Source organism: Mesorhizobium sp. M1273 (genome assembly GCF_040318195.1).
Lineage (GTDB): Bacteria > Pseudomonadota > Alphaproteobacteria > Rhizobiales > Rhizobiaceae > Mesorhizobium.
The window spans coordinates 176637-197496 of record NZ_JAMYLV010000009.1 but is presented as its reverse complement, the minus strand read 5'-3'; the positions used below and the strand labels follow the sequence as shown (position 1 = coordinate 197496).

The 20860-nt window shown below is 63.0% G+C and carries 17 protein-coding genes and 1 other RNA gene; 15 read left to right on the top strand and 3 right to left on the bottom strand.

The window, feature by feature from the left end:
* The first annotated feature begins 22 nt into the window (after positions 1-22).
* The 6 genes from NKH30_RS12940 (at position 23) to NKH30_RS12915 (ending at position 8952) form a co-directional block, all read left to right on the top strand.
* Entirely contained in the window at positions 23-1906 is a 1884-nt protein-coding gene (locus NKH30_RS12940) for an extracellular solute-binding protein (RefSeq protein WP_352995662.1), read from the top strand.
* On the top strand, positions 1906-3774 hold the full coding sequence (locus NKH30_RS12935; protein ID WP_352995660.1) for an extracellular solute-binding protein: 1869 nt from the start codon (positions 1906-1908) through the stop codon (positions 3772-3774). The genes NKH30_RS12940 and NKH30_RS12935 overlap by 1 nt, the downstream gene beginning before the upstream one ends.
* Before the next feature lie 279 nt (positions 3775-4053).
* Positions 4054-5148 carry a microcin C ABC transporter permease YejB gene (locus tag NKH30_RS12930; RefSeq protein ID WP_352470038.1) on the top strand — a complete coding sequence of 365 codons (1095 nt, stop codon included), beginning with the start codon at positions 4054-4056 and terminating at the stop codon, positions 5146-5148.
* On the top strand, positions 5148-6287 hold the full coding sequence (locus NKH30_RS12925) for an ABC transporter permease (RefSeq protein ID WP_352995657.1): 1140 nt from the start codon (positions 5148-5150) through the stop codon (positions 6285-6287). Before NKH30_RS12930 ends, NKH30_RS12925 begins: the two co-directional genes overlap by 1 nt.
* Positions 6284-7915, top strand: coding sequence for an ABC transporter ATP-binding protein (locus tag NKH30_RS12920; RefSeq protein ID WP_352995654.1), 1632 nt, complete (start codon positions 6284-6286; stop codon positions 7913-7915). Before NKH30_RS12925 ends, NKH30_RS12920 begins: the two co-directional genes overlap by 4 nt.
* 95 nt (positions 7916-8010) lie before the next feature.
* A complete protein-coding gene (locus NKH30_RS12915; protein WP_352455091.1) occupies positions 8011-8952 on the top strand; it encodes a 2-hydroxyacid dehydrogenase in 942 nt (313 codons plus the stop codon).
* 25 nt (positions 8953-8977) lie between these two features.
* On the opposite strand, the gene NKH30_RS12910 is transcribed toward NKH30_RS12915, so the two are convergent.
* The 3 genes from NKH30_RS12910 to NKH30_RS12900 are packed head-to-tail and all read right to left on the bottom strand — an operon-like array spanning position 8978 to position 10705.
* A complete protein-coding gene (locus NKH30_RS12910; RefSeq protein WP_352995651.1) occupies positions 8978-9280 on the bottom strand; it encodes a Dabb family protein in 303 nt (100 codons plus the stop codon).
* Between the two features lie 25 nt (positions 9281-9305).
* Positions 9306-10247: an NAD(+) diphosphatase gene (nudC, locus tag NKH30_RS12905; protein ID WP_352995648.1), complete on the bottom strand. Its 942-nt coding sequence runs from the start codon at positions 10245-10247 to the stop codon at positions 9306-9308.
* 38 nt (positions 10248-10285) lie between these two features.
* Complete coding sequence (locus NKH30_RS12900) at positions 10286-10705, bottom strand: HIT family protein (protein ID WP_023676868.1); 420 nt, start codon at positions 10703-10705, stop codon at positions 10286-10288.
* Between the two features lie 359 nt (positions 10706-11064).
* Between NKH30_RS12900 and ffs the strand changes: the two genes are divergently transcribed.
* The 9 genes from ffs (at position 11065) to nikC (ending at position 20854) form a co-directional block, all read left to right on the top strand.
* An RNA gene (gene ffs / locus NKH30_RS12895) (signal recognition particle sRNA small type) lies at positions 11065-11161 on the top strand.
* A 104-nt stretch (positions 11162-11265) separates the two neighbouring features.
* Positions 11266-13104, top strand: a complete 1839-nt coding sequence (locus NKH30_RS12890) for a DNA polymerase III subunit gamma/tau (protein ID WP_352995645.1) — start codon at positions 11266-11268, stop codon at positions 13102-13104.
* Between the two features lie 31 nt (positions 13105-13135).
* Complete coding sequence (locus NKH30_RS12885; RefSeq protein WP_352470044.1) at positions 13136-13459, top strand: YbaB/EbfC family nucleoid-associated protein; 324 nt, start codon at positions 13136-13138, stop codon at positions 13457-13459.
* A 287-nt stretch (positions 13460-13746) separates the two neighbouring features.
* Entirely contained in the window at positions 13747-14685 is a 939-nt protein-coding gene (locus NKH30_RS12880) for a cell wall hydrolase (protein ID WP_352995642.1), read from the top strand.
* Positions 14686-14926: 241 nt separating this feature from the next.
* Positions 14927-15532, top strand: coding sequence for a recombination mediator RecR (recR, locus tag NKH30_RS12875; protein WP_023676872.1), 606 nt, complete (start codon positions 14927-14929; stop codon positions 15530-15532).
* A gap of 178 nt (positions 15533-15710) precedes the next feature.
* Positions 15711-16976: a lytic murein transglycosylase gene (locus NKH30_RS12870; RefSeq protein ID WP_352995639.1), complete on the top strand. Its 1266-nt coding sequence runs from the start codon at positions 15711-15713 to the stop codon at positions 16974-16976.
* A gap of 201 nt (positions 16977-17177) precedes the next feature.
* Positions 17178-18821, top strand: a complete 1644-nt coding sequence (locus NKH30_RS12865; RefSeq protein WP_352681266.1) for an ABC transporter substrate-binding protein — start codon at positions 17178-17180, stop codon at positions 18819-18821.
* Positions 18822-18852: 31 nt separating this feature from the next.
* On the top strand, positions 18853-19920 hold the full coding sequence (locus tag NKH30_RS12860) for an ABC transporter permease (protein WP_352448583.1): 1068 nt from the start codon (positions 18853-18855) through the stop codon (positions 19918-19920).
* Between the two features lie 13 nt (positions 19921-19933).
* Positions 19934-20854 carry a nickel transporter permease gene (gene nikC / locus NKH30_RS12855; RefSeq protein WP_352448584.1) on the top strand — a complete coding sequence of 307 codons (921 nt, stop codon included), beginning with the start codon at positions 19934-19936 and terminating at the stop codon, positions 20852-20854.
* Positions 20855-20860 lie beyond the last annotated feature (6 nt).

The window sequence follows — 20860 nt, the reverse complement described above, 5'->3', positions numbered from 1 at the left end:
TATATCGCGAAGAGGAGAACGCATGACGGTTGGCCGAGCGCGGACGCTTCTGAAATCAGTGCTGATGCTGGCTGCTTTTGCCGGCGGCCTGCAGGCGGCCTTCGCGGACGAATGGCGCACGACCTCGTCGCTGATCGGCGAATCCAAATACGGCGACAATTTCCAGCACTACGACTACGTCAATCCGGATGCTCCGAAAGGCGGCACAGTGAACTCAGTAGTGCTCGGCACGTTCGACAGCTTCAACCCCTATATCGTGCAGGGTTCGCCGGCCGCCGGCTTCGTGCAGTTCGGCGGCGGCCTGCTCTACGACACGCTGATGGAGCAGGCGACGGATGAGGGCAGCGTCAACCATCCGCTGATCGCCGATGCCTACAAATACCCGGCCGACTATTCCTCGGCGACCTACCGGCTCGACCCGCGCGCCAAATGGCATGACGGCCAGCCGATCACCACCGACGACGTGATCTGGTCGTTCCAGGTGCTGAAGGCGAACAGCCCGATGTACAGCCGTTATTTCGAGAACGTCACCGACGCGGTTGCGATCTCCGATCGCGAGGTGGAGTTCCATTTCAACCAGAAGGGCAATCGGGAGTTACCTCAGATTCTCGGCGGTCTCGTCGTGCTGCCCAAGCACTGGTGGGAAGGCACCGACGCCAACGGCAAGAAGCGCGACGTCACAAAGCCGACGCAGGAGCCGCCGCTCGGCTCGGCCGCCTACAAGATCGCCAGCTTCAAGCCGGGGTCCGAAATCATCTGGCAGCGCGTGCCGGACTACTGGGCGGCCAAGCTGCCGGTGAAAATTGGCCGTGAGAATTTCGACAGGCAGCGTTTCACCTATTTTCTCGACGACAATGCCGCCTGGCAGGCCTTCACCAAGGGCGGGCTGGACGACATCAAGCCGGAGAACAGTTCGAGGCGCTGGAACACGGCCTATGACTTCCCGGCGGTCAAGGCCGGCGACGTCATCAAGAAGGAATTCAAGACCGCGTCGCCCGAACCGATGCAGGCCTTCATGCTCAACACCAGGCGCCCGCTGTTTAGGGATCGCCTGGTGCGCGCCGCGCTGATGTATCCGTTCGATTTCGAGACGATGAACCGGACGCTGTTTTTTGGCTCCAACACCCGCACCAGCAGCTATTTCCAGGGCACTGAGCTGGCGTCGAGCGGCCTGCCGCAAGGCAAGGAACTGGAAATCCTCGAGCAGTACCGCGACAAGCTGCCGCCTGAAGTCTTCACCCAGGAATTCAAGCTGCCGGTCTACGACACCGCCCAGGCGGAGCGCAAATACCTGAAAACCGCGGTCGATCTGTTCGCCAAGGCAGGCTGGGTGATCAAAGGCGGCAAGATGGTCAACGCCAAGACCGGCGAACCGTTCAAATTCGAGATCCTCGGTTGGAACGACACCGACCAGGTCATCGCCAGCCCGTATGTCGCCAATCTGCGCAAAATCGGCGTCGACGCAACGCTGCGCCTGATCGACCAAACCCAGTATATCAACCGAGTCACCCACTTCGACTTTGACGTGGTCACTTCGATACTCGGGCAGTCGGACTCTCCCGGCAATGAACAGCGCGATTTCTGGAGTTCCAAGGCCGCCGATTCGCCGGGATCGCGCAATTACGCCGGCATCAAGAATCCGGTCGTCGATGCGCTGGTCGACCGCATCATCTTTGCCACCGACCGCGATGATCTGGTTGCCGCCACCCATGCGCTCGACCGGGTGCTGCTGTGGAACTACTATGTCGTGCCGCAATATTACCGCGCCGTGGTTTGGCTGGCCTACTGGAACAAGTTCGGTATGCCGGAGAAACAGCCCGCCTATAGCGGCGTCGACCAGAATTCCTGGTGGATCGACCCGGACAAGGAAAAGGCGCTGGCGGCCAAATACAAGAGCGGCAATTGATGGCAGCGCTGCCTCGTCGCGACTTCCTGGCCCTTGGCGGTGCTGCCGCCGCTGCGGCACTGCTGCCAGGCCGAGCTTTCGCCGCCATTCCGACCGGCGTGAAACTGCACGGGTTGTCGGCTTTTGGCGATCTCAAATACGGGCCGGATTTCACGCATTTCGACTATGTCAATCCAGACGCTCCCAAGGGCGGCCGGATGAATTTCGGCCCGCCGAACTCCACCCTCAATCAGAGCTTTCTGACTTTCAACACGTTGAACTCGCTGGTGTTGAAGGGGGATTCGCCGCCGCGCACCGAGCTCTGTTTCGATTCGCTGATGGCAAGGGCAGTCGATGAGCCGGATGCGGTCTACGGCCTGCTTGCCGAATCCGTTACCTTGTCGCAGGACCGCAACGGCTTCCGCTTCAGCCTGCGGCCACAAGCGCGTTTCCATGACGGCTCGCCGCTGACCGCCGAGGACGTTGCCTTCGCCTTGAACCTCTACAAAGATCGGGGACATCCGAACCTTTCCCAAGCGCTGCGGCACATGACGGATGCGGTCGCAATCGATCCGCTTACAGTCAGCCTTACCTTCAACGGCCAACAGTCGGCGCAGAATATCCTCGCGATCGTCGTAATGCCGATCGTGTCCAAAGCCTTCTACACGGCCAATGATTTCGACGCCTCGACGTTAACCCCACCGCTCAGCTCCGGACCATATAGGGTGGGACGGGTGGTGGCCGGGCAGACTGTCGAGTATGAACGCGTCGCCGATTATTGGGGCCGCGATCTCGCCGTGAACCACGGCCTTAATAATTTCGACCGCATCCGTATCGATTTCTATCTCGATCGCCAGGCGGCCTTTGAAGCGTTCAAGAAAGGCGACACGCATTTTCGCGAGGAAGCCACCGCGCGGGTGTGGGCGACTGGTTACGACTTTCCGGCGCTGAAGGATGGCAGGGTCGTCAAACGCGAATTTCCCGGCGAGAAAACGCCCTCTATGCAGGCCGTCGCGCTGAACCAGCGTCGGCCGCAATTCCGCGATGTGCGCGTGAGACAGGCAATCGCCTATTGCTTCGATTTCGAATGGACGAAACGGGTGCTGTTTTTCGGCTCCTACGAGCGCTCGCACTCGAACTTCGAACGATCGGACTACAAGGCCGAGGGCCTGCCCTCACCGCAGGAGTTGGCCCTGCTGGAGCCGTTTCGCGCCGAGTTGCCGCCGGAGACCTTCGGCGAACCGGTGATGCAACCCGTTTCCGACGGTTCTGGCCATGACCGCAAGCTGCTGCGCGAGGCTTCGAGGCTGCTTGCCGAAGCCGGCTGGAAGCGAGCGGGCAATTTCGTTGTCAACGACAAGGGCGAGCGACTGCAGGTGGAAATGCTGGCCGAGGACGAGGGCCTCGTCCGCATCTTTGCGCCGTGGTCCGAGAATATGAAGGCGATCGGCATCGACGCTTCGATCCGGCAGGTCGACTCGACGCAATTTGAAGCGCGGCAGAGCAATTTCGACTTCGACTTCAACATGCTCGCATGGTCGATCGGAGCGACGCCCACCACCGACGGTTTGGAGATCCTCTATGCTTCCAGGATGGCGAAAACGCCGGGGATGCGCAACTATCCGGGTACGGAAAGCAAAGCCATCGACGCGCTGATCGAGGCAGCCGGTAAGGCGCAGAGCCGGATCGAACTCGTCACGGCGCTCAACGCGCTCGATCGGGTCTTGCGCGCGCGGCTAGACTGGATTCCAACATATCATCTGGCGAATCACCGGGCTGCCTTCTGGGACATGTTCGGCTTTCCCGCTCAAAAGCCGGATTACGACTTTCCGGTCGAGACGTCGTGGTGGTTCGACAAAGACAAGGCGGCAAAAATTGGCAAAGCCTGAATTTCTTGCGAGCGCTGGCGCCGCCCCTCACCTGCCTGCCGGCATCCTCTCCCCGTATAGCGACGGGGAGAGGGGCGCTTTCATCGATGGTTTCGCCGATCATAAGCGTCGCAATAGAAGCGCCGAGACTACGGCCAGCCCCTTTCTCCCCGTCACTATACGGGGAGAAATGTCCGGCAGGACAATGAAGGGCGGCACCGTCTTCGGCAATTGGCCTGGGGCGATTGCCTTAGGGGCACCTTCAGACACAATGGTCGTCCTCAAGGAGGGTAAAGCCTGATGGGCGCCTACATATTGCGCCGCATCCTTTTGATGATCCCGACCCTGTTCGGTATCATGGCGGTGTCATTTGCCGTCATCCAGTTTGCTCCAGGCGGGCCGGTCGAGCAGGTCATCGCCAGGCTGACCAACCAGGGCGGCAGCGATCGCCTCGGCGGCGGCGGCGGTGATGCCGGCGGCGCCAATGTCGATGTCGCCGGCGACGTCGGCTCGAAATACCGCGGCGCGCAAGGGCTCGATCCGGAATTCATCAAGAAGCTGGAGAAGCAGTTCGGCTTCGACAAGCCGCCGCTCGAGCGCTTCGGCATGATGCTGTGGAACTATCTCCGCTTCGATTTCGGCGACAGCTATTTCCGCGACATATCGGTGCTCGACCTGATCCTGGAAAAGATGCCGGTGTCGATCTCGATCGGGCTGTGGATCACGCTCTTGTCCTATCTGATCTCGATCCCGCTCGGCATCCGCAAGGCGGTCAAGGACGGCTCCACCTTCGACGTCTGGACCAGCGGCGTCGTCATCGTCGGCTACGCCATACCCGGGTTCCTGTTCGGCATCTTGCTGATGGTGCTGTTTGCCGGTGGCTCGTTCTGGGACTGGTTTCCGCTGCGCGGCATCACCTCCGACAATTGGGACCAGCTGTCGTGGCCGGCGCGGATCGTCGACTATTTCTGGCATATGACCTTGCCGCTGACCGCGCTGGTATTATCGGCCTTCGCCACGACGACGCTTTTGACCAAGAATTCGTTCCTCGAGGAAATCCGCAAGCAATATGTGGTCACAGCCCGCGCCAAGGGCCTGTCGGAGCGGCAGGTGCTTTATGGCCACGTCTTCCGCAACGCCATGCTGATCGTCATCGCCGGTTTTCCCGGTGCCTTCATCTCGGCATTCTTCACCGGGTCGCTGCTGATCGAGAACATCTTTTCGCTCGACGGCCTCGGCCTGCTTGGTTTCAACTCGGTGGTGCAGCGCGACTATCCGGTGGTCTTCGCCAATCTCTACATCTTCTCGCTGCTTGGCCTGTTCGTCGGGCTTTTGTCCGATCTGATCTATACCTGGGTCGATCCGCGCATCGACTTCGAGCGGAGAGACGTCTGATGGCGCAGGTGACAGCCGAAACGGCGCCGCCTCGGATCGCGCGGCCCTTTCTGTCGCCGCTCAACCAGCGGCGCCTGCAGAACTTCAAGTCCAACCGGCGCGGCTACTGGTCGTTGTGGATTTTCCTGTTCCTGTTCGTGCTGTCGCTGGTTTCCGAACTGATCGCCAACGACAAGCCGATCATCGCCTCCTACAAGGGCGAGATCCTGTTCCCGGTCCTGGTCGCCTATCCCGAGGAGAAGTTCGGTGGCTTCTATGCGGTCACCGACTACCGCGACCCGGTCATCCAGGACGAGATCAACGCCAATGGCTGGATGGGCTGGCCGCCGGTGCGCTACTCCTACCAGACCGTCAACAACGCTATTCCCGAAGCAGCACCGACCAAGCCGTCCTGGCTCTACGACAAGAAGACGCGCTGCAACCAGTATCCGAAAGGCGAGGCAGACCCCAATTGCAACGTCGGCAACTGGAACTGGCTGGGCACCGACGACCAGGCCCGCGACGTGCTGGCGCGCGTCATCTACGGCTTCAGGATCTCGGTGCTGTTCGGGCTGATCCTGACTGCCGGCTCGGCGCTGATCGGCGTGGCGGCCGGCGCTTTGCAGGGCTATTTCGGCGGCTGGACCGATCTTCTGTTCCAGCGCTTCATCGAGATCTGGTCGGCGATCCCGGTGCTGTATCTGCTCTTGATCGTTGCCGCCATCCTGCCGCCCGGCTTCTTCATCCTGCTCGGATTGATGCTGCTGTTCTCCTGGGTGGCACTGGTCGGCGTGGTGCGGGCCGAGTTCCTGCGCGCCCGTAACTTCGAATATGTCAATGCGGCGCGCGCGCTCGGCGTGTCCAACGTCACCATCATGTTCCGGCATCTGCTGCCCAACGCCATGGTGGCGACGCTGACCTTCCTGCCCTTCCTGCTCAGCGGCTCGATCTCGACGCTGACCTCGCTCGACTATCTCGGCTTCGGCCTGCCGCCCGGCTCCGCCTCGCTCGGCGAACTGTTGAAGCAGGCGCAGCGCAACCTCAACGCGCCCTGGCTCGGCATTTCCGGCTTCGTCGTCATCTCGCTGATGCTGTCGCTGCTGGTCTTCGTCGGCGAGGCCACCCGCGACGCCTTCGATCCGCGCAAGACGTTCAGATGAGCGACACCCCGCTGCTCTCGGTCCAGGATCTCAGCGTCGCCTTCACGCAAGCCGGCGACCAGTCGATCGCCGTCGACCATATTTCCTTCGACCTTGCCAAGGGCGAGACGGTGGCGCTGGTCGGCGAATCCGGCTCCGGCAAGTCGGTCACCGCGCTGTCGGTGCTGAAGCTGCTGCCCTATCCGACCGCCAGCCACCCGTCGGGAAGGATACTGTTCCTCGGCGCCGACCTGCTTGCCGCCGACGAGAGAGACCTGCGCCGCGTGCGCGGCAACAAGATCACCATGATCTTCCAGGAGCCGATGACCTCGCTCAACCCGCTGCATACGATCGAGCAGCAGATCGTCGAGGTATTGAAGCTGCATCAGGGCCTGGGCGATCGCAAAGCCAAGGCGCGCACGCTGGAACTTCTGCACGAGGTCGGCATCCGCGAGCCGGAGAAGCGGCTCGACGCCTATCCGCACCAGCTTTCCGGCGGCCAGCGCCAGCGCGTCATGATCGCCATGGCGCTGGCCAACGAGCCTGAACTTTTGATCGCCGACGAGCCGACGACGGCGCTCGACGTCACCGTCCAGGCGCAGATCCTCGAATTGCTGGCCGGCCTGAAAAGCCGCAAGAACATGTCGATGCTGTTCATCACCCACGATCTCGGCATCGTCAGGAAGATCGCCGACCGGGTCTGCGTGATGACCAAGGGCAAGATCGTCGAGACCGGCCCGACCAAGGAGATATTCGCCAATCCGCAGCACGCCTACACGCGGCATCTGCTTGCCGCCGAGCCGAAAGGCAAGCCGCCGGCGGCCAACCAGGCCGCCAAGCCGGTGATGGTCGGCAAGGACGTCAAGGTCTGGTTTCCGATCAAGAAGGGCTTCTTCCGGCGCACCGTCGACAATGTGAAGGCGGTCGACGGCATCGACGTCACCGTGCGGGCCGGCCAGACACTTGGCGTCGTCGGCGAATCCGGCTCAGGCAAGACGACGCTCGGCCTGGCACTGGCCAGGATTATCTCGTCGACCGGGACCATCCAGTTCAACGGACGCGGCATCGATCAGCTGTCCTTCAACGAAATGCGGCCGTTGCGGCGCGAGTTGCAGATCGTCTTCCAGGATCCGTTCGGTTCGCTCAGTCCACGCATGTCGGTCGCCGAGATCATCGAGGAAGGGTTGAAGATCCATGAGCCGAAGCTGTCGCCTGATGCGCGCGACGAGCGTGTCGTCGACGTGCTGAAGGAAGTCGGCCTCGATCCGGCGACGCGCAACCGCTATCCGCACGAATTCTCCGGCGGCCAGCGCCAGCGCGTCGCCATCGCGCGCGCCATGGTGCTCAACCCGCGTTTCGTCATGCTGGACGAGCCGACCTCGGCGCTCGACATGAGCGTGCAGGCGCAGGTCGTCGACCTCTTGCGCAGCCTGCAGGCCAAGCACGACCTCGCCTACCTCTTCATCAGCCACGATCTGAGGGTCATCCGCGCGCTCGCCAACGAAGTCATCGTCATGCGCAATGGCAGGATCGTCGAGGCCGGTCCTTCCGAACAGATTTTCGGCAAACCGCGGACCGACTATACAAAGGCGTTGATCTCGGCCGCCTTCAAGATCGAAACGGCGCCGGTCGGCATCGTCAGCGAGTAGATTTTCGCCAGAGATCATGCACAAAATCAAAACGCTGCCGCGCCTTGCGCGTCGGGACGCGAACGCTGTTGGTAAAAAGGGAAAAACAATCCGCAATGGAAAAAGGCCGCATCCTGCTTGCCCTCACCGGTATTCATCCGCTGCGCTGGCGCGAACTGCTGTCGGCGGAGCGCGAGGTGGTGCTCGAGCCGAACGGCGCCGGCGATCCCTCGATCACCTATGCGGTGGTGTGGAAACAGCGGCCGAACCTGTTGTCGTCGCTGCCCAATCTGCGCGCCATCTTCTCGATCGGCGCCGGCGTCGACCACATCTTCGCCGATCCCACCTTGCCCGACGTACCGGTCGTCAAGGTGGTGGCCGACAACCTGACCCAGTACATGACCGAATACGTCGTCTGGCGGGTGCTCGATCACCATCGCCAAGGCATGCTCTACCGCGCCCAGCAGCAGAAGAAGATCTGGCATGAACCGCAGCAGCGGCCGGCCAGCGACATCTCGGTCGGCATTATGGGGCTCGGCACGCTTGGCCGCGCGGCGGCATCGGTGCTGTTGTCGCTCGGTTTTCCCGTCAATGGCTGGTCGCGCAGCGACCGGCCGATGCAAGGTGTCTCGACTTACGCGGGCGAGGCCGGCCTGATCCCGTTCCTCAACGCCACCGATATCCTGGTGGTGCTGCTGCCGCTGACGCCGCAGACGCACGGTATCATCAACCACGGCGTGCTGAAGGAGCTGCGCAAGCGCAACGGCCTCGGCGGCTCGGTGCTGATCAATGCCGGGCGCGGCAGGCTGCAGAAGGACGCCGACATTTTGCGCGCGCTGGACGACGGCACGCTGAAGGAAGCCAGCCTCGACGTTTTCGAGGTCGAGCCGCTGCCGAAGACCAGCCCGCTATGGAGCCACCCCAAAGTGTTCGTGACGCCGCACGCGGCGGCAACCTCCGATCCGGTCCACCTGGCGCCGATCATGCTGCGTCAGATGGATGCTTTCGAGCGCGGCGAAGCGCTGGAAAATGTGGTGGATCGCGACGCCGGGTATTAATTTTTTAGAGCGCCGCTTTCCAGTCTCAGCCCCAGCCGAGCGGCACGTAGTCGATCTCCATAAACGCCTCGACTTCCGGGATCCAGCGGTCGCGGACGAAGGCGACGTGGTCGGGATGGTCGTTGTAGCCGGAATAGGCCCGCTGATCGGCGAACTCCATCGAGAAGCCGAAGCGGTACTCGTTCTTGGGACTGACCTGCCGCAACTGCTCGAACTGCGTGACGCCCTTTATCGCCGTGAGAATCCTCTTGGCGTCGGCGAGGAACCGTTTTTCCTCGAGCGAATGCGGCGGGTGTTTCAGCGTGAACACGACGGTGTGACGGATCATTTTCTGCTCCTGCGATGTCTTCGTGTCACGCGCTGTCGGCCCAGGCGAGGATGAGGTTGTAGGCGATCGCCCCCTTCGGCGGTGTCACCAGGCCGCCCGGATGCTCGCGGGCCAGCATCGAGAGCACCTCGTCGCGAAAGAACCAGCGGCAATCTTCCAGCTCGTTGAGGTCGGGCTGGATATCGTCGTTGAGCGGTTCGCCGAAGCAGCCGATCATCAGCGAATAGGGGAACGGCCAGGGCTGGCTGGCGTGGTAGACGACGCGGCCGAGCCTGATGCCGGCTTCCTCCAGCGTTTCGCGCCGCACCGCCGCCTCGATCGTCTCGCCCGGCTCGATGAAACCGGCGAGCGCCGAATACATGCCGGGCCCGAAATGCCGGCCGCGGCCGAGCAGGCATTTTTCGCGTGTTGCCGTCAGCATGATCGCCACCGGGTCGGTGCGCGGAAAGTGCTCCGTACCGCAGGCCGGGCAATGCCGCTTGTAACCGCCCGCCCGCATCTCGGCTTCGGTGCCGCATTTGCTGCAGAAGCGATGGCTGGCATGCCAGGCGAGCAACGCCGCCCCTTGCGCCAGCGCGCCGGCCGCCGCTTCGTCGATCAGCCCCTGCATATAGACCGAGCGATAGTCGATCGCCTTGATCGTCTCGGGAAGCTGCTCGGGCTCGACCCCGGCCGGCACCGCCAGCACCGGGCCGCTTTCGGAAAAACCGAGCAGGACGCCGTTCTCGAGCGATGCTTCGAGCGGCCGGCATTCGGCCACGCCGAACCAGGGGTCGAATGCGCCTTGCGCAAGCTTCAGATAGAGCCGGCCGCCACGCATCAGCAAAAGCCGCGCCGAGGGATCGGCGAGTGCGTTTTCGACGGAATCGTTGGCGCGGTTTTCGGACTGCCGGTCGATAATGTTGCCGGCGAAGCCGACGAACTGGCTCGGCTCGCGCAAGGGCGCGTCAAACAGGCGAAAGCTCATGCAGACTCGGGAAGGTTCAAGGTGGACACGGGAGAGGCTTATAGCGCTGCCTTGATCTTTTCCGCAAACTTGCGAAGGTCGGAGCGCTGATAGGGCTCGCGCAGGCCGTGCCCCCACACCGGGCCGGGCCAGCCGGGATCGCCTTCCGAGCGGGCAATGACGTGTACATGCAACTGGCGCACGATGTTGCCGAGTGCGCCGGTGTTGATCTTGGTGCAGCCGGTCACCCGCTTGAGCGCCAGCGCCACCATGTTGGTCTCGAAGGTCAGCATCGCCTGGTCGAGCGGCGTCATGTCGTGGATTTCCTCGATGCCCGGCCGCTGCGGCACCAGCAGCAGCCATGGCCAGCGGCGGTCGTTCATGACGCGCAATTCGCACAGTCCGAGCCACATCAGCTGTTCGCTGTCGGCTTCCAGCTGGGCGTCAAGCGTGAATCCGGCCTTGAGGCCCGGCAACATCGGCGTTTCCCTCACTTTTTGACGTTTTTTGAACTCCATCGACGCTAGAGCGGCTTCCGAAGGGCCGCAAGGGGCAGCAAGCAACATTGGCCGTCGCGGCGCTGATTGTGCGCGAAGAAGTGAGGACCCGGGCAAATTGCATCAGGTTGGCGCTGCCCCGCCGAGGTCACGATTTTGATTCGCGGCCACATTTTGTTCTTGCTTTGTGCCGGCAGCTATGCTACTAACCTCGCTATGGTGATTATTCGCACCAACGACCCGCCCGCCGAGGCGGGTTTTTGGTTTCAGCTTTCGCCGTCGCTCAAGGCCCCTATCATCCGCACTTGCATTTCATCGCCGGATTGCCGATATGGAGGCTGGGAGGTTGGTGGTGGACGGTCCACTCGCCAACCGGGTCAGGTCCGGAAGGAAGCAGCCCTAACGAGCCCGGAACGGGTCATTGTTCCAGCCTCCCGCCTCTTCGCCTTTTGCCCCGACATTGACGGCGCCAAGCCGTGCGGGCGAAACTATGCGCAGGAATCGGCCGCCTCCAGTGGCAGCCCTTGGAGCTTAACGGGCGAATGAGCGAAGCCGGAAACGAGGCCGGGAAATTGGACAAGCCTGCCGCCTACCGCGTGCTGGCGCGCAAATACCGACCGTCGAATTTCTCCGAACTGATCGGCCAGGAGCCGATGGTCCGCACGTTGACCAATGCCTTTGCCACCGGCCGCATCGCCCAGGCCTGGATGCTGACCGGCGTGCGTGGCGTCGGCAAGACGACAACCGCGCGCATACTCGCGCGGGCCCTGAACTACAAAACATCGACCGTCGACCAGCCGTCCGTCGACCTTGCCGTGCTCGGCGAGCATTGCCAGGCGATCATGGAAGGCCGACATGTCGACGTCATCGAGATGGACGCCGCCTCGCATACCGGCATCGACGACATCAGGGACATCATCGAGCGTGTGCGCTATGCCCCGGTGTCGGCGCGCTACAAGGTCTACATCATCGACGAAGTGCACATGCTTTCCAACCAGGCCTTCAACGGCCTGCTGAAGACGCTGGAAGAGCCGCCGCCGCACGTCAAGTTCATCTTCGCCACCACCGAAATCCGCAAGGTGCCGATCACCGTCCTGTCGCGCTGCCAGCGTTTCGACCTCAGGCGCATCGATGCGGCAATGATCAAGGCCGACCTTGCCAGGATAGCCGGTCTGGAGGGCATCGAAGTCGAAGAGGATGCGCTGGCGATGATCGCGCGCGCGGCCGAAGGCTCGATGCGCGATGCGCAGTCGATCCTCGACCAGGCGATCGCCCATGGCGGCGGCGCGGTCAGCGCCGAAGCGGTGCGTGCCATGCTCGGCCTTGCCGACCGTGCCCGCATCGTCGACCTGTTCGAACATGTCATGAAGGGCGACGTCGCCGCCGCACTTGCCGAATTCCGTGCCCAGTACGATACCGGCGCCGATCCTGCCGCGGTGCTGACCGACCTTGCCGAGTTCAACCATCTGGTCACCCGTCTGCGTTTCGTGCCGGCTGCCATCGACGACGCCTCGCTGTCCGAGGACGAGCGCCGGCGCGGCGCCGATTTCGCCAGCACGCTGTCGGTCAAGGTGCTGTCGCGGACGTGGCAGATGCTCTTGAAAGGTATTCCCGAGGTGCAGACCTCCAACCGCCCGGTCAGCGCCGCCGAGATGGTGCTGATCCGGCTGGCCCATGCCGCCGACCTGCCGACGCTGGACGAGGCGCTGAAATCGCTGGAGAACGGCGTTTCCCTGCCGGGTGCCGCGCCGCGCGCGAATGGCACGCCGGCAAGCCCCGGCCCCGCAAACCATGCGCCTGCAGGCGGTGGTGCCGGCGCCGTGGCGCAGGCGCGGATGCCGACGTCCAATGGCGGCGCCCAGACAATGCGCCTGGTCGAGACGATGCGCCTGGTCGAGGCCGAGCCCGTGCCGACCAACTTCGTTGCTCCGCCGGAGCCGGCGGTCGAGGCGCCGCCGGTGCCGGTGAAATCGCTGGCCGACATTGTCGCCCTTGCCGACGCCCAGCGCGACATGGCCTTCAAGGTGCTGGTGAAGCGTTGCGTGCGCCTGGTGCGCATCGAGCCCGGTCGTATCGACGTCAGCCTGACCGACGATGCGCCGAAGATGTTGCTCAATGATTTGACCGCCAAGCTGCGCGCCTGGACCGGCCGCAACTGGCTGGTGTCGCTGTCGAAGGACGAGGGCGGCCAGACCTTGGCCGAGATGGAATCGACAAAGCGCGAAAACGCCTTCCTCGATGCCAAGAGCGACCCGACGGTCGCCGCCATCCTGGCGCGCTTTCCCGGTGCCAAGATCATCGACGTGCGCATTCCCGATGCGCCGGAAGCCGACGAGGCCGAAGTGCCGGTCGAGCCGCCGGCCGACGACGACGAAACCTGAACAACCTGGACCAGCTGCAAAGGACAGTGCGATGAAAGACCTTCTCGGCATGATGGGCAAGGCAAAGGAAATGCAGGCCAAGTTCCAGGCCATGCAGGATGAGATCGCCACGCTGGAAGCCACCGGGCAGGCCGGCGGCGGCCTGGTCAGCGTGACGCTGACCGGCAAATTCGAGATGAAGTCGCTGAAGATCGACCCGGCGCTGTTCAAGGAAGACGAGGTCGAGATTCTCGAGGACCTGCTTCTCGCTGCCCACAACGACGCCAGGACCAAGGTCGAGCAGATCATGCAGGAGAAGACCAGGGCGCTGACCGCGGGCCTACCGATCCCGCCGGGAATGAAACTGCCGTTCTAAGGCTAGTGCATGTCGCGCAAGTGTGCAGCGGTTTTGCGATAACGACATGCATCAAAACAAGAACCTAAAGCGAGTCGCATGAGGCCGGTCGAACGCGACGCGCTAGTCAATCGGTATGCCGTTACAGTGGCCGAAGAGTGCAGCGGCCCAGTGCTCGCTCTACCGCCAACTGTGTCTATTGGGCAACTCCCCACACTTAATAACGCTTTAGCCATCTTTTTGCCTGAAAGTGTCTCATTCTTGCCGCAACCAGGGGCGGGCTGGCAGCAGAATTGAGGGGACACCTGTTGATCTCTACCCGATGGAAGACGCCGTTGCGGCTCGGCGTCGTTATCTCGCCGCTGTTTTTGGCCGCTTGCAGTCAGACCGCCTCGCACGGCATGTCCAGCCTGACCGATGCCATTACGCCGAGTTTCCTGAGCTCGCGCTCCTACAATTCCACGCCGAAGGAGAAGGAATGCCTGGAGCGGGCGATGTTCTTCGAGTCCAACCGCTCCAGCCGTGACGGCATGATTGCGGTCGGCACCGTGGTGATGAACCGGCTGCGGTCCGGCAATCACGGCAACACCATCTGCCAGGTCGTCGGCGAGCGCGGGCAGTTCGCGCCGGGCGTCATGACACGGCCGATGAATTCGAAGGCGATGCCCGACGTCGAGGAAGCCGCCGAGGCGGTGCTCAAGGGCGAGCGCAAAGCCAAGCTGAAGAACACCATGTATTTCCACACCGCCGGCCTGCGCTTCCCCTACAAGAACATGCACTACACCATGGTCGCCGGCGGCAATGCCTTCTATGAAAAGCGCGGCCGCAACTGGCAGCCGCTGCCGGACGAACCGGTGGTCGCCATGGCCCAGGCCAAGCCGCAAGCGCCTGCCGCTCAGGCCATACTTGTCGCCTCGGCGGAGCCGGCTCGCGAGGTCAAGCCGACATTTGCCAAGGCAACCTATGTTACCGCCGCCGCATCGCTGCCGGCAAAGCAGACAAGGGTGACCGCCGGAATGGCGACCCCGGAGAAGGCGACGGCGGAGAAGCCGATGCTTGTGGCGCTGCAGGAATCAATGCAGGAGCCGGATGCGGCCCGTTTTGGCGGAACCGCGAGCGAGCGGCCTGTCACCTCCTTCCAGGCCGCGCCGGCAGAGCCGACAATGTCGTTCGAGGCGACGCCCGAGAACACCGACGCCATCGGCGCGATGATCGCCGGCCAGACCCGGCCACTGGAAGAAAACTGAGGCGGCAGCACTGGCCGCGACGTCGGCCTTCCCTTCTCCCCTTGTGGGAGAAGGTGGCCTCGCGGAGCGAGGTCGGATGAGGGGTGCTCCAGCTTGGCATCGACGGCGCTCCGGCCAACACCCCTCAACCGTCTTGGCGCTGCGCGCCAATCCACCTTCTCCCACAAGGGGAGAAGGGAAGAGCGGAGCCCCTGGCCGCTCAACTGTTCCAAAGCGCGCGGAAAAATCCTAAACCGGTGCGATGTCGAAGCGAATCGCCGGTCCCGAGATCGAACGCCTGATCCAGCTGCTGGCCAAGGTGCCGGGGCTCGGTCCGCGTTCGGCACGCCGTGCCGCGCTCCACCTCATCAAGAAGAAGGAACAGCTGCTGGCGCCGCTCGCCGCCGCCATGGGCGAGGCGGTCGACAAGGTGCGCATCTGCTCGACCTGCGGCAATGTCGATACCTCGGATCCATGCATGATCTGCACCGACCCCCGCCGCGACCCCACTACGCTCATCGTCGTCGAGGACGTGGCCGACCTTTGGGCGCTGGAGCGGGCGACAGCCATGAACGTGCGTTACCATGTGCTCGGCGGTACGCTGTCGCCGCTCGACGGCATTGGTCCTGATGAGCTAAACATCCGTTCGCTGGTCGATCGCGTCGCCGGTGGCGAAGTCAAGGAAGTGATCCTCGCCGTCAACGCCACTGTCGAGGGCCAGACCACCGCGCACTACCTCACCGACCAGCTTTCCGGCTTCGACATCAAGGTGACGCGCCTGGCGCACGGTGTTCCGGTCGGCGGCGAACTCGATTATCTCGACGAAGGTACGCTGGCCGCAGCACTGAAGTCGCGGACAGTGTTTTGAGGCGAGTTGCGGGGAGAGTGCTTCCGAGATGATTGCGTTCCGTCGCGCCCCCCTCTGTCCTGCCGGACATCTCCCCCTCAAGGGGGGAGATCGGCAGCCTCGACATCCCCGCCAAGCTTGCGACGTTGAAGATTGGCGAACACAGACGCCACAGCCAATCTCCCCCCTAGAGGGGGAGATGTCCGGCAGGACAGAGGGGGGCGCGACAGGACGCCGACTTCGCAGGCTGGCCGTCGCGTTTTTTCTCGCCTTCCTCCTCGCCACCCCCGCCTCCGCCGCAAAGATCGACGACCAGTTCCGCGCCTGGCTCAGCAACGACCTCTGGCCCGAAGCCAATGCCAAAGGCATCTCCAGGAAAACCTTCGATGCCGCCTTCGAAGGCGTCAAGCCGAACCTGAAGCTGCCCGACCTGGTGAAGCCGGGCGAGAAGGCGACGACGCCGCAGAAGCAGCATCAGGCCGAATTCGGTTCGCCGGGCGCCTATTTCGCTGAAAAGATAGTCCGAGCGGTGACCGCCGGCGGCCGCACCCGCGAGGCGACCAACGCCAGGACGCTTGCCGCGATCGAGAAACGCTACGGCGTGCCTGGCGAAGTGCTGCTGGCGATCTGGGGCCGCGAGAGCGGCTTCGGTGCGGCGAAGATGCCTTATGACGCCTTCGAGGTGCTGGGCACCAAGGCGTTCATGTCGACCAAGAAGGAATTCTTCCGCACCGAGCTCTTGGCTGCGCTCGAGATCGTCGAGCGCGGGCTTGCCCCGGTCGGCGCGATGAAATCGTCTTGGGCAGGCGCGCTTGGCCAGCCGCAGTTCATGCCGACATCGTTCCTCAAGCATGCCGTCGATTTCGACGGCGACGGCCGCACCGACATCTGGAATTCGACGCCCGATATACTGGCATCGATCGCCAATTATCTCGTCCATTATGGCTGGGTCAGGGGCCGCGGCTGGGGCTTCGAGGTGACTGTGCCGGACAGCGTCCCGTGCTCGCTCGAAGGTCCGGACCAGGGCAAGAAGATTTCCCAATGGGCTGATATGGGCATCAGGCGTGTGTCGGGTAAACCGTTCCCGCCGAGCGAACTGAAAGCCGAGGGCTTTCTTTTGATGCCGGCCGGGCGTAGCGGCCCGGCCTTCATCGTCACCCCCAATTTCTATGTGCTGAAGCAGTATAACACCAGCGATCTCTATGCCCTGTTCATCGGCCATGGCGCCGATCGCATCGCCCATGGCGACAGCAATTTCTCGGGCAATTGGGGCGCGGTCGGCGGGCTCTACCGCTCCGACATCGCCGCCCTGCAGCGGGCGCTGGAAGCCAAGGGCTACGATGTCGGCAGCGCCGACGGCCTGCCTGGCTTCAAGACGCGCCGCTCGATCGGCAAATGGCAGGCCAGCAACGGCCGTTCCGCTACCTGCTTTCCCGACGCCGACCTGGTTACCGCGCTGAAATAGCCGGATTTTCGCACCGCCGGTCTGGCCCAATCGACCGTTCTGCAAATGCTCGTTGCCGCGCTCGAAACCGCCGGATATGGTGAACCGGAACCGCACAAAAAATTGCCAAGACAACGGTCCGGGGATCACCGTTCGACGCGGCAAGAAATGCCACAACCCTGAGCCGGGAACTCAGGTCAACAAAAACAGGGAACAGTTAAAATGATGATGGAAAAGTTTGCTCTACGCTCCCGCTTCTTGCTCGCGGGCGCGGCTATGTCCGCGCTGCTTCTGGCCGGTGCGCCTGCCTTCGCGGTCACGCCCGCCGACACGCTGGTCGAGGGTTTCGCCATCGACGACATCATCACCATGGATCCGGGCGAAGCATTCGAATTGTCGACCGCAGAGGTCACCGGCAACACCTATGATCTTCTGGTACGCCTCGACCTCAGCGACACATCCAAGGTCAAAGGCGATCTCGCCGAAAGCTGGAGCGTCTCCGACGACGGCCTGACCTACACGTTCAAGCTCAAGCCCGGCCTCAAGTTCGCCTCCGGCAATCCGATCACGGCGGCCGACGTCGCCTATTCGTTCGAGCGCGCCATCAAGCTCGACAAGAGCCCGGCCTTTATTATCGGCCAGTTCGGTATCGATGGCGGCAACGTCACCGAGAAGGCCAAGGCCGTTGATGACACCACGTTCCAGTTCACGGTCGACAAGGCCTATGCGCCGAGCTTCGTGCTGAACTGCCTGTCGGCGACGGTCGCCTCGGTCGTCGACGCCAAGCTGGTCAAGGAGCATGTCGCGGCGGTCACGCCGAGCGCCGATTACAAATGGGACAATGATTTCGGCAATGCCTGGCTAAAGACCGGTTATGCCGGCTCAGGTGCCTTCAAACTGCGCGAATGGCGCGCCAACGAGGCCGTCGTGCTGGAGCGCAACGACAATTATTACGGCGAGAAGGCCAAGCTTGCCCGCGTCATCTATCGCAACATGAAGGAAAGCTCTGGCCAGCGCCTGGCGCTGGAGGCCGGCGACATCGACGTTGCCCGCAATCTCGAACCGAACGACCTCGATGCGATCGCCAAGAATGCCGACCTCACCACCACCAGCGCGCCGAAGGGCACGGTCTATTACATCAGCCTCAACCAGAAGAACGCCAACCTGGCCAAGCCCGAGGTTCGCCAGGCGTTCAAATATCTGGTCGACTACGACGCCTTGAGCTCGACCATCCTCAAGGGCATCGGCGAGATCCATCAGACCTTCCTGCCGAAAGGCGTGCTTGGCGAGCTGGACGAGAATCCGTTCAAGCTCGACGTCGCCAAGGCCAAGGAACTGCTCGCCAAGGCCGGCCTCGCCGACGGCTTCACCGTCACCATGGACGTGCGTACCGGGCAGCCGACGACGGGCATGGCGGAATCGATCCAGCAGACGCTGGGACAGGCCGGCATCAAGCTGGAGATCATCCCCGGCGACGGCAAGCAGACACTGACCAAATACCGCGCCCGCAACCACGACATCTATATCGGCCAGTGGGGCCAGGATTATTTCGATCCGAACTCCAACGCCCAGACCTTCGCCAGCAACCCCGACAATTCGGATGAAGGCAAGACCAAGACGCTGGCCTGGCGCAACGCCTGGGACATTCCGGACTTGACCAAGCAGACCGAAGCCGCCCTGCTCGAGAAGGACGCGGCCAAGCGCGCCGCAATGTACCAGGATCTCGAGAAGAAGATTCTCGATACCAGCCCCTTCGTCATCATCCACCAGCAGCTGGAAGTGGCCGGCCTGCGCAAGAACCTCAAGGGCTTTGCGCTCGGCCCGAGCTTCGACACCAACTTCGTCGGCCCCGTCTCGAAAGAGTGATGCCGGGGAGTGACGCCGGCGGACGCGCCGTATGAGCGTAGTTGAAAGCGAAGTGACGGCAGGGCGCGGTGGCGCCCGCGCCGTTGCCGTGGCCTCATCGATCGCCCGGTTCCTGGTCATCGCGATAACGACCTATCTCGGTCTGCTCGCGGTGACCTTCTTCATCGGCCGCGTGATCCCGATCGACCCGGTGCTGGCGGTGCTCGGCGACCGGGCGCCGGCCAACGTCGTCGAGCGAACGCGCCGCGAGATGGGCCTCGACCTGCCGCTGGTCGAGCAGTTCTACATCTATGTCAAACATGCCCTGAACGGTGATTTCGGCACCTCGGTGCTGACCACCAATCCGGTGATGACCGATATCCGCCGCGCCTTTCCGGCGACGCTCGAACTGGCGACGTTAGGAACATTGATCGGTTCGGTGATCGGCGTGCCGCTTGGCGTGCTGGCCGCCGTGCGGCGCGGCAGCGTCATCGACCAGATCGTGCGCATCATCGGCCTTGTCGGTTATTCCGTGCCGATCTTCTGGCTGGGGCTGCTGGCGCTGGTGCTGTTCTACGCCAAGCTGCAATGGGTCGCCTTTCCCGGCCGGCTCGACGTCGTCTACGAATACACCTTCACGCCGATTACCGGCTTTTACCTGCTGGATGCGCTCTGGCAGCGGCAGTGGGACGTATTTGCCGATGCCTTCCGCCACATCATCCTGCCGGCCTCGCTACTCGGCTATTTCTCGCTCGCCTACATCAGCCGCATGACGCGCTCGTTCATGCTGAACGAACTCACCCAGGAATACATCGTCGCAGCGCGCGCCAAGGGCCTGTCGGAAACGCGCATCATCTGGGGTCACGCGCTGCGCAACGCCGCGGTGCCGATGGTCACGGTGATCGCTCTGTCCTATGCCGGGCTGCTCGAAGGCTCGGTGCTGACCGAGACAGTGTTTTCGTGGCCGGGCATCGGCCTCTACATCACCAACTCGCTGCAGAACGCCGACATGAATGCCGTGCTTGGCGGCACGATCATCATCGGCTCGGTCTTCATCGCCATCAATCTATTCTCCGACCTGCTCTACCGGCTGCTCGATCCAAGGACCAAGGCAGGATGAGGACCAAGGCAGGATGAGCACAGAAGCGATTCAAACCCGCCGCGACTGGCTGCTCAGCGAGCGGCCGGCGTCGCGCGTGCAGGCGAGGCTCGGCCGCGCCTATGTGGCGTGGCGGCGCTTTTCCGCCAACCGGCTGGCGTTTGCCGGCCTGCTCATCATCGTTGCCCTGCTGGTGGTCGCGGCATTCGCCGATGTGCTGGCGCCCTATTCGCCGACATTCGGCGACCTCAAGGGCTCGCGGCTCCTGGCGCCGAGTGCGGCGCACTGGTTCGGCACCGACGATCTCGGCCGCGATATCTATTCGCGCATCATCTTCGGCTCGCGCTGGACACTCTACGTCGTCATTCTGGTGGCCATCATCGCCGCGCCCATCGGCTTGCTGGTCGGCACCGTCGCCGGTTACGCCGGCGGCTGGACCGATGCGATCCTGATGCGCATCACCGACATCTTTCTCGCCTTTCCGAAGCTGATCCTGGCGCTGGCCTTTGTCGCCGCGCTCGGCCCCGGCATCGAAAATGCCGTGCTTGCCATCGCCATCACCTCGTGGCCGCCCTATGCCCGCATTGCCCGCGCCGAAACGCTGACGGTGCGCAATTCCGATTACATCAAGGCGGTGCAATTGATGGGCGCCTCGCCGTTTCGCATCGTGCTTCGCCACATCATGCCGCTCTGCATCTCCTCGCTGATCATCAGGGTGACGCTCGACATGGCCGGCATCATCCTGACCGCGGCCGGCCTCGGCTTCCTCGGCCTCGGCGCGCAGCCGCCGCTGCCCGAATGGGGCGCGATGATCGCGTCGGGCCGCCGCTTCGTGCTCGATCAGTGGTGGGTGGCGGGCGCGCCGGGCTTTGCCATCCTCATCGTCAGCCTCGGCTTCAACCTGCTCGGCGACGGCCTGCGCGACGCGCTCGATCCCCGAAGCGGTGACCAATGAGTGGCG

What these genes read in the sequence shown, in the direction of transcription:
- NKH30_RS12885 (WP_352470044.1), top strand. Translation starts at nt 13,136, where the DNA reads ATGAAAGACCTTCTCGGCATGATGGGCAAGGCAAAGGAAATGCAGGCC.
- NKH30_RS12925 (WP_352995657.1), top strand. Translation starts at nt 5,148, where the DNA reads ATGGCGCAGGTGACAGCCGAAACGGCGCCGCCTCGGATCGCGCGGCCC.
- NKH30_RS12860 (WP_352448583.1), top strand. Translation starts at nt 18,853, where the DNA reads ATGAGCGTAGTTGAAAGCGAAGTGACGGCAGGGCGCGGTGGCGCCCGC.
- NKH30_RS12930 (WP_352470038.1), top strand. Translation starts at nt 4,054, where the DNA reads ATGGGCGCCTACATATTGCGCCGCATCCTTTTGATGATCCCGACCCTG.
- NKH30_RS12865 (WP_352681266.1), top strand. Translation starts at nt 17,178, where the DNA reads ATGATGATGGAAAAGTTTGCTCTACGCTCCCGCTTCTTGCTCGCGGGC.
- NKH30_RS12940 (WP_352995662.1), top strand. Translation starts at nt 23, where the DNA reads ATGACGGTTGGCCGAGCGCGGACGCTTCTGAAATCAGTGCTGATGCTG.
- NKH30_RS12870 (WP_352995639.1), top strand. Translation starts at nt 15,711, where the DNA reads ATGTCCGGCAGGACAGAGGGGGGCGCGACAGGACGCCGACTTCGCAGG.
- NKH30_RS12935 (WP_352995660.1), top strand. Translation starts at nt 1,906, where the DNA reads ATGGCAGCGCTGCCTCGTCGCGACTTCCTGGCCCTTGGCGGTGCTGCC.
- NKH30_RS12890 (WP_352995645.1), top strand. Translation starts at nt 11,266, where the DNA reads ATGAGCGAAGCCGGAAACGAGGCCGGGAAATTGGACAAGCCTGCCGCC.
- recR (WP_023676872.1), top strand. Translation starts at nt 14,927, where the DNA reads ATGTCGAAGCGAATCGCCGGTCCCGAGATCGAACGCCTGATCCAGCTG.
- NKH30_RS12910 (WP_352995651.1), bottom strand. Translation starts at nt 9,280, where the DNA reads ATGATCCGTCACACCGTCGTGTTCACGCTGAAACACCCGCCGCATTCG.
- nudC (WP_352995648.1), bottom strand. Translation starts at nt 10,247, where the DNA reads ATGAGCTTTCGCCTGTTTGACGCGCCCTTGCGCGAGCCGAGCCAGTTC.
- NKH30_RS12920 (WP_352995654.1), top strand. Translation starts at nt 6,284, where the DNA reads ATGAGCGACACCCCGCTGCTCTCGGTCCAGGATCTCAGCGTCGCCTTC.
- nikC (WP_352448584.1), top strand. Translation starts at nt 19,934, where the DNA reads ATGAGCACAGAAGCGATTCAAACCCGCCGCGACTGGCTGCTCAGCGAG.
- NKH30_RS12900 (WP_023676868.1), bottom strand. Translation starts at nt 10,705, where the DNA reads ATGTTGCCGGGCCTCAAGGCCGGATTCACGCTTGACGCCCAGCTGGAA.
- NKH30_RS12915 (WP_352455091.1), top strand. Translation starts at nt 8,011, where the DNA reads ATGGAAAAAGGCCGCATCCTGCTTGCCCTCACCGGTATTCATCCGCTG.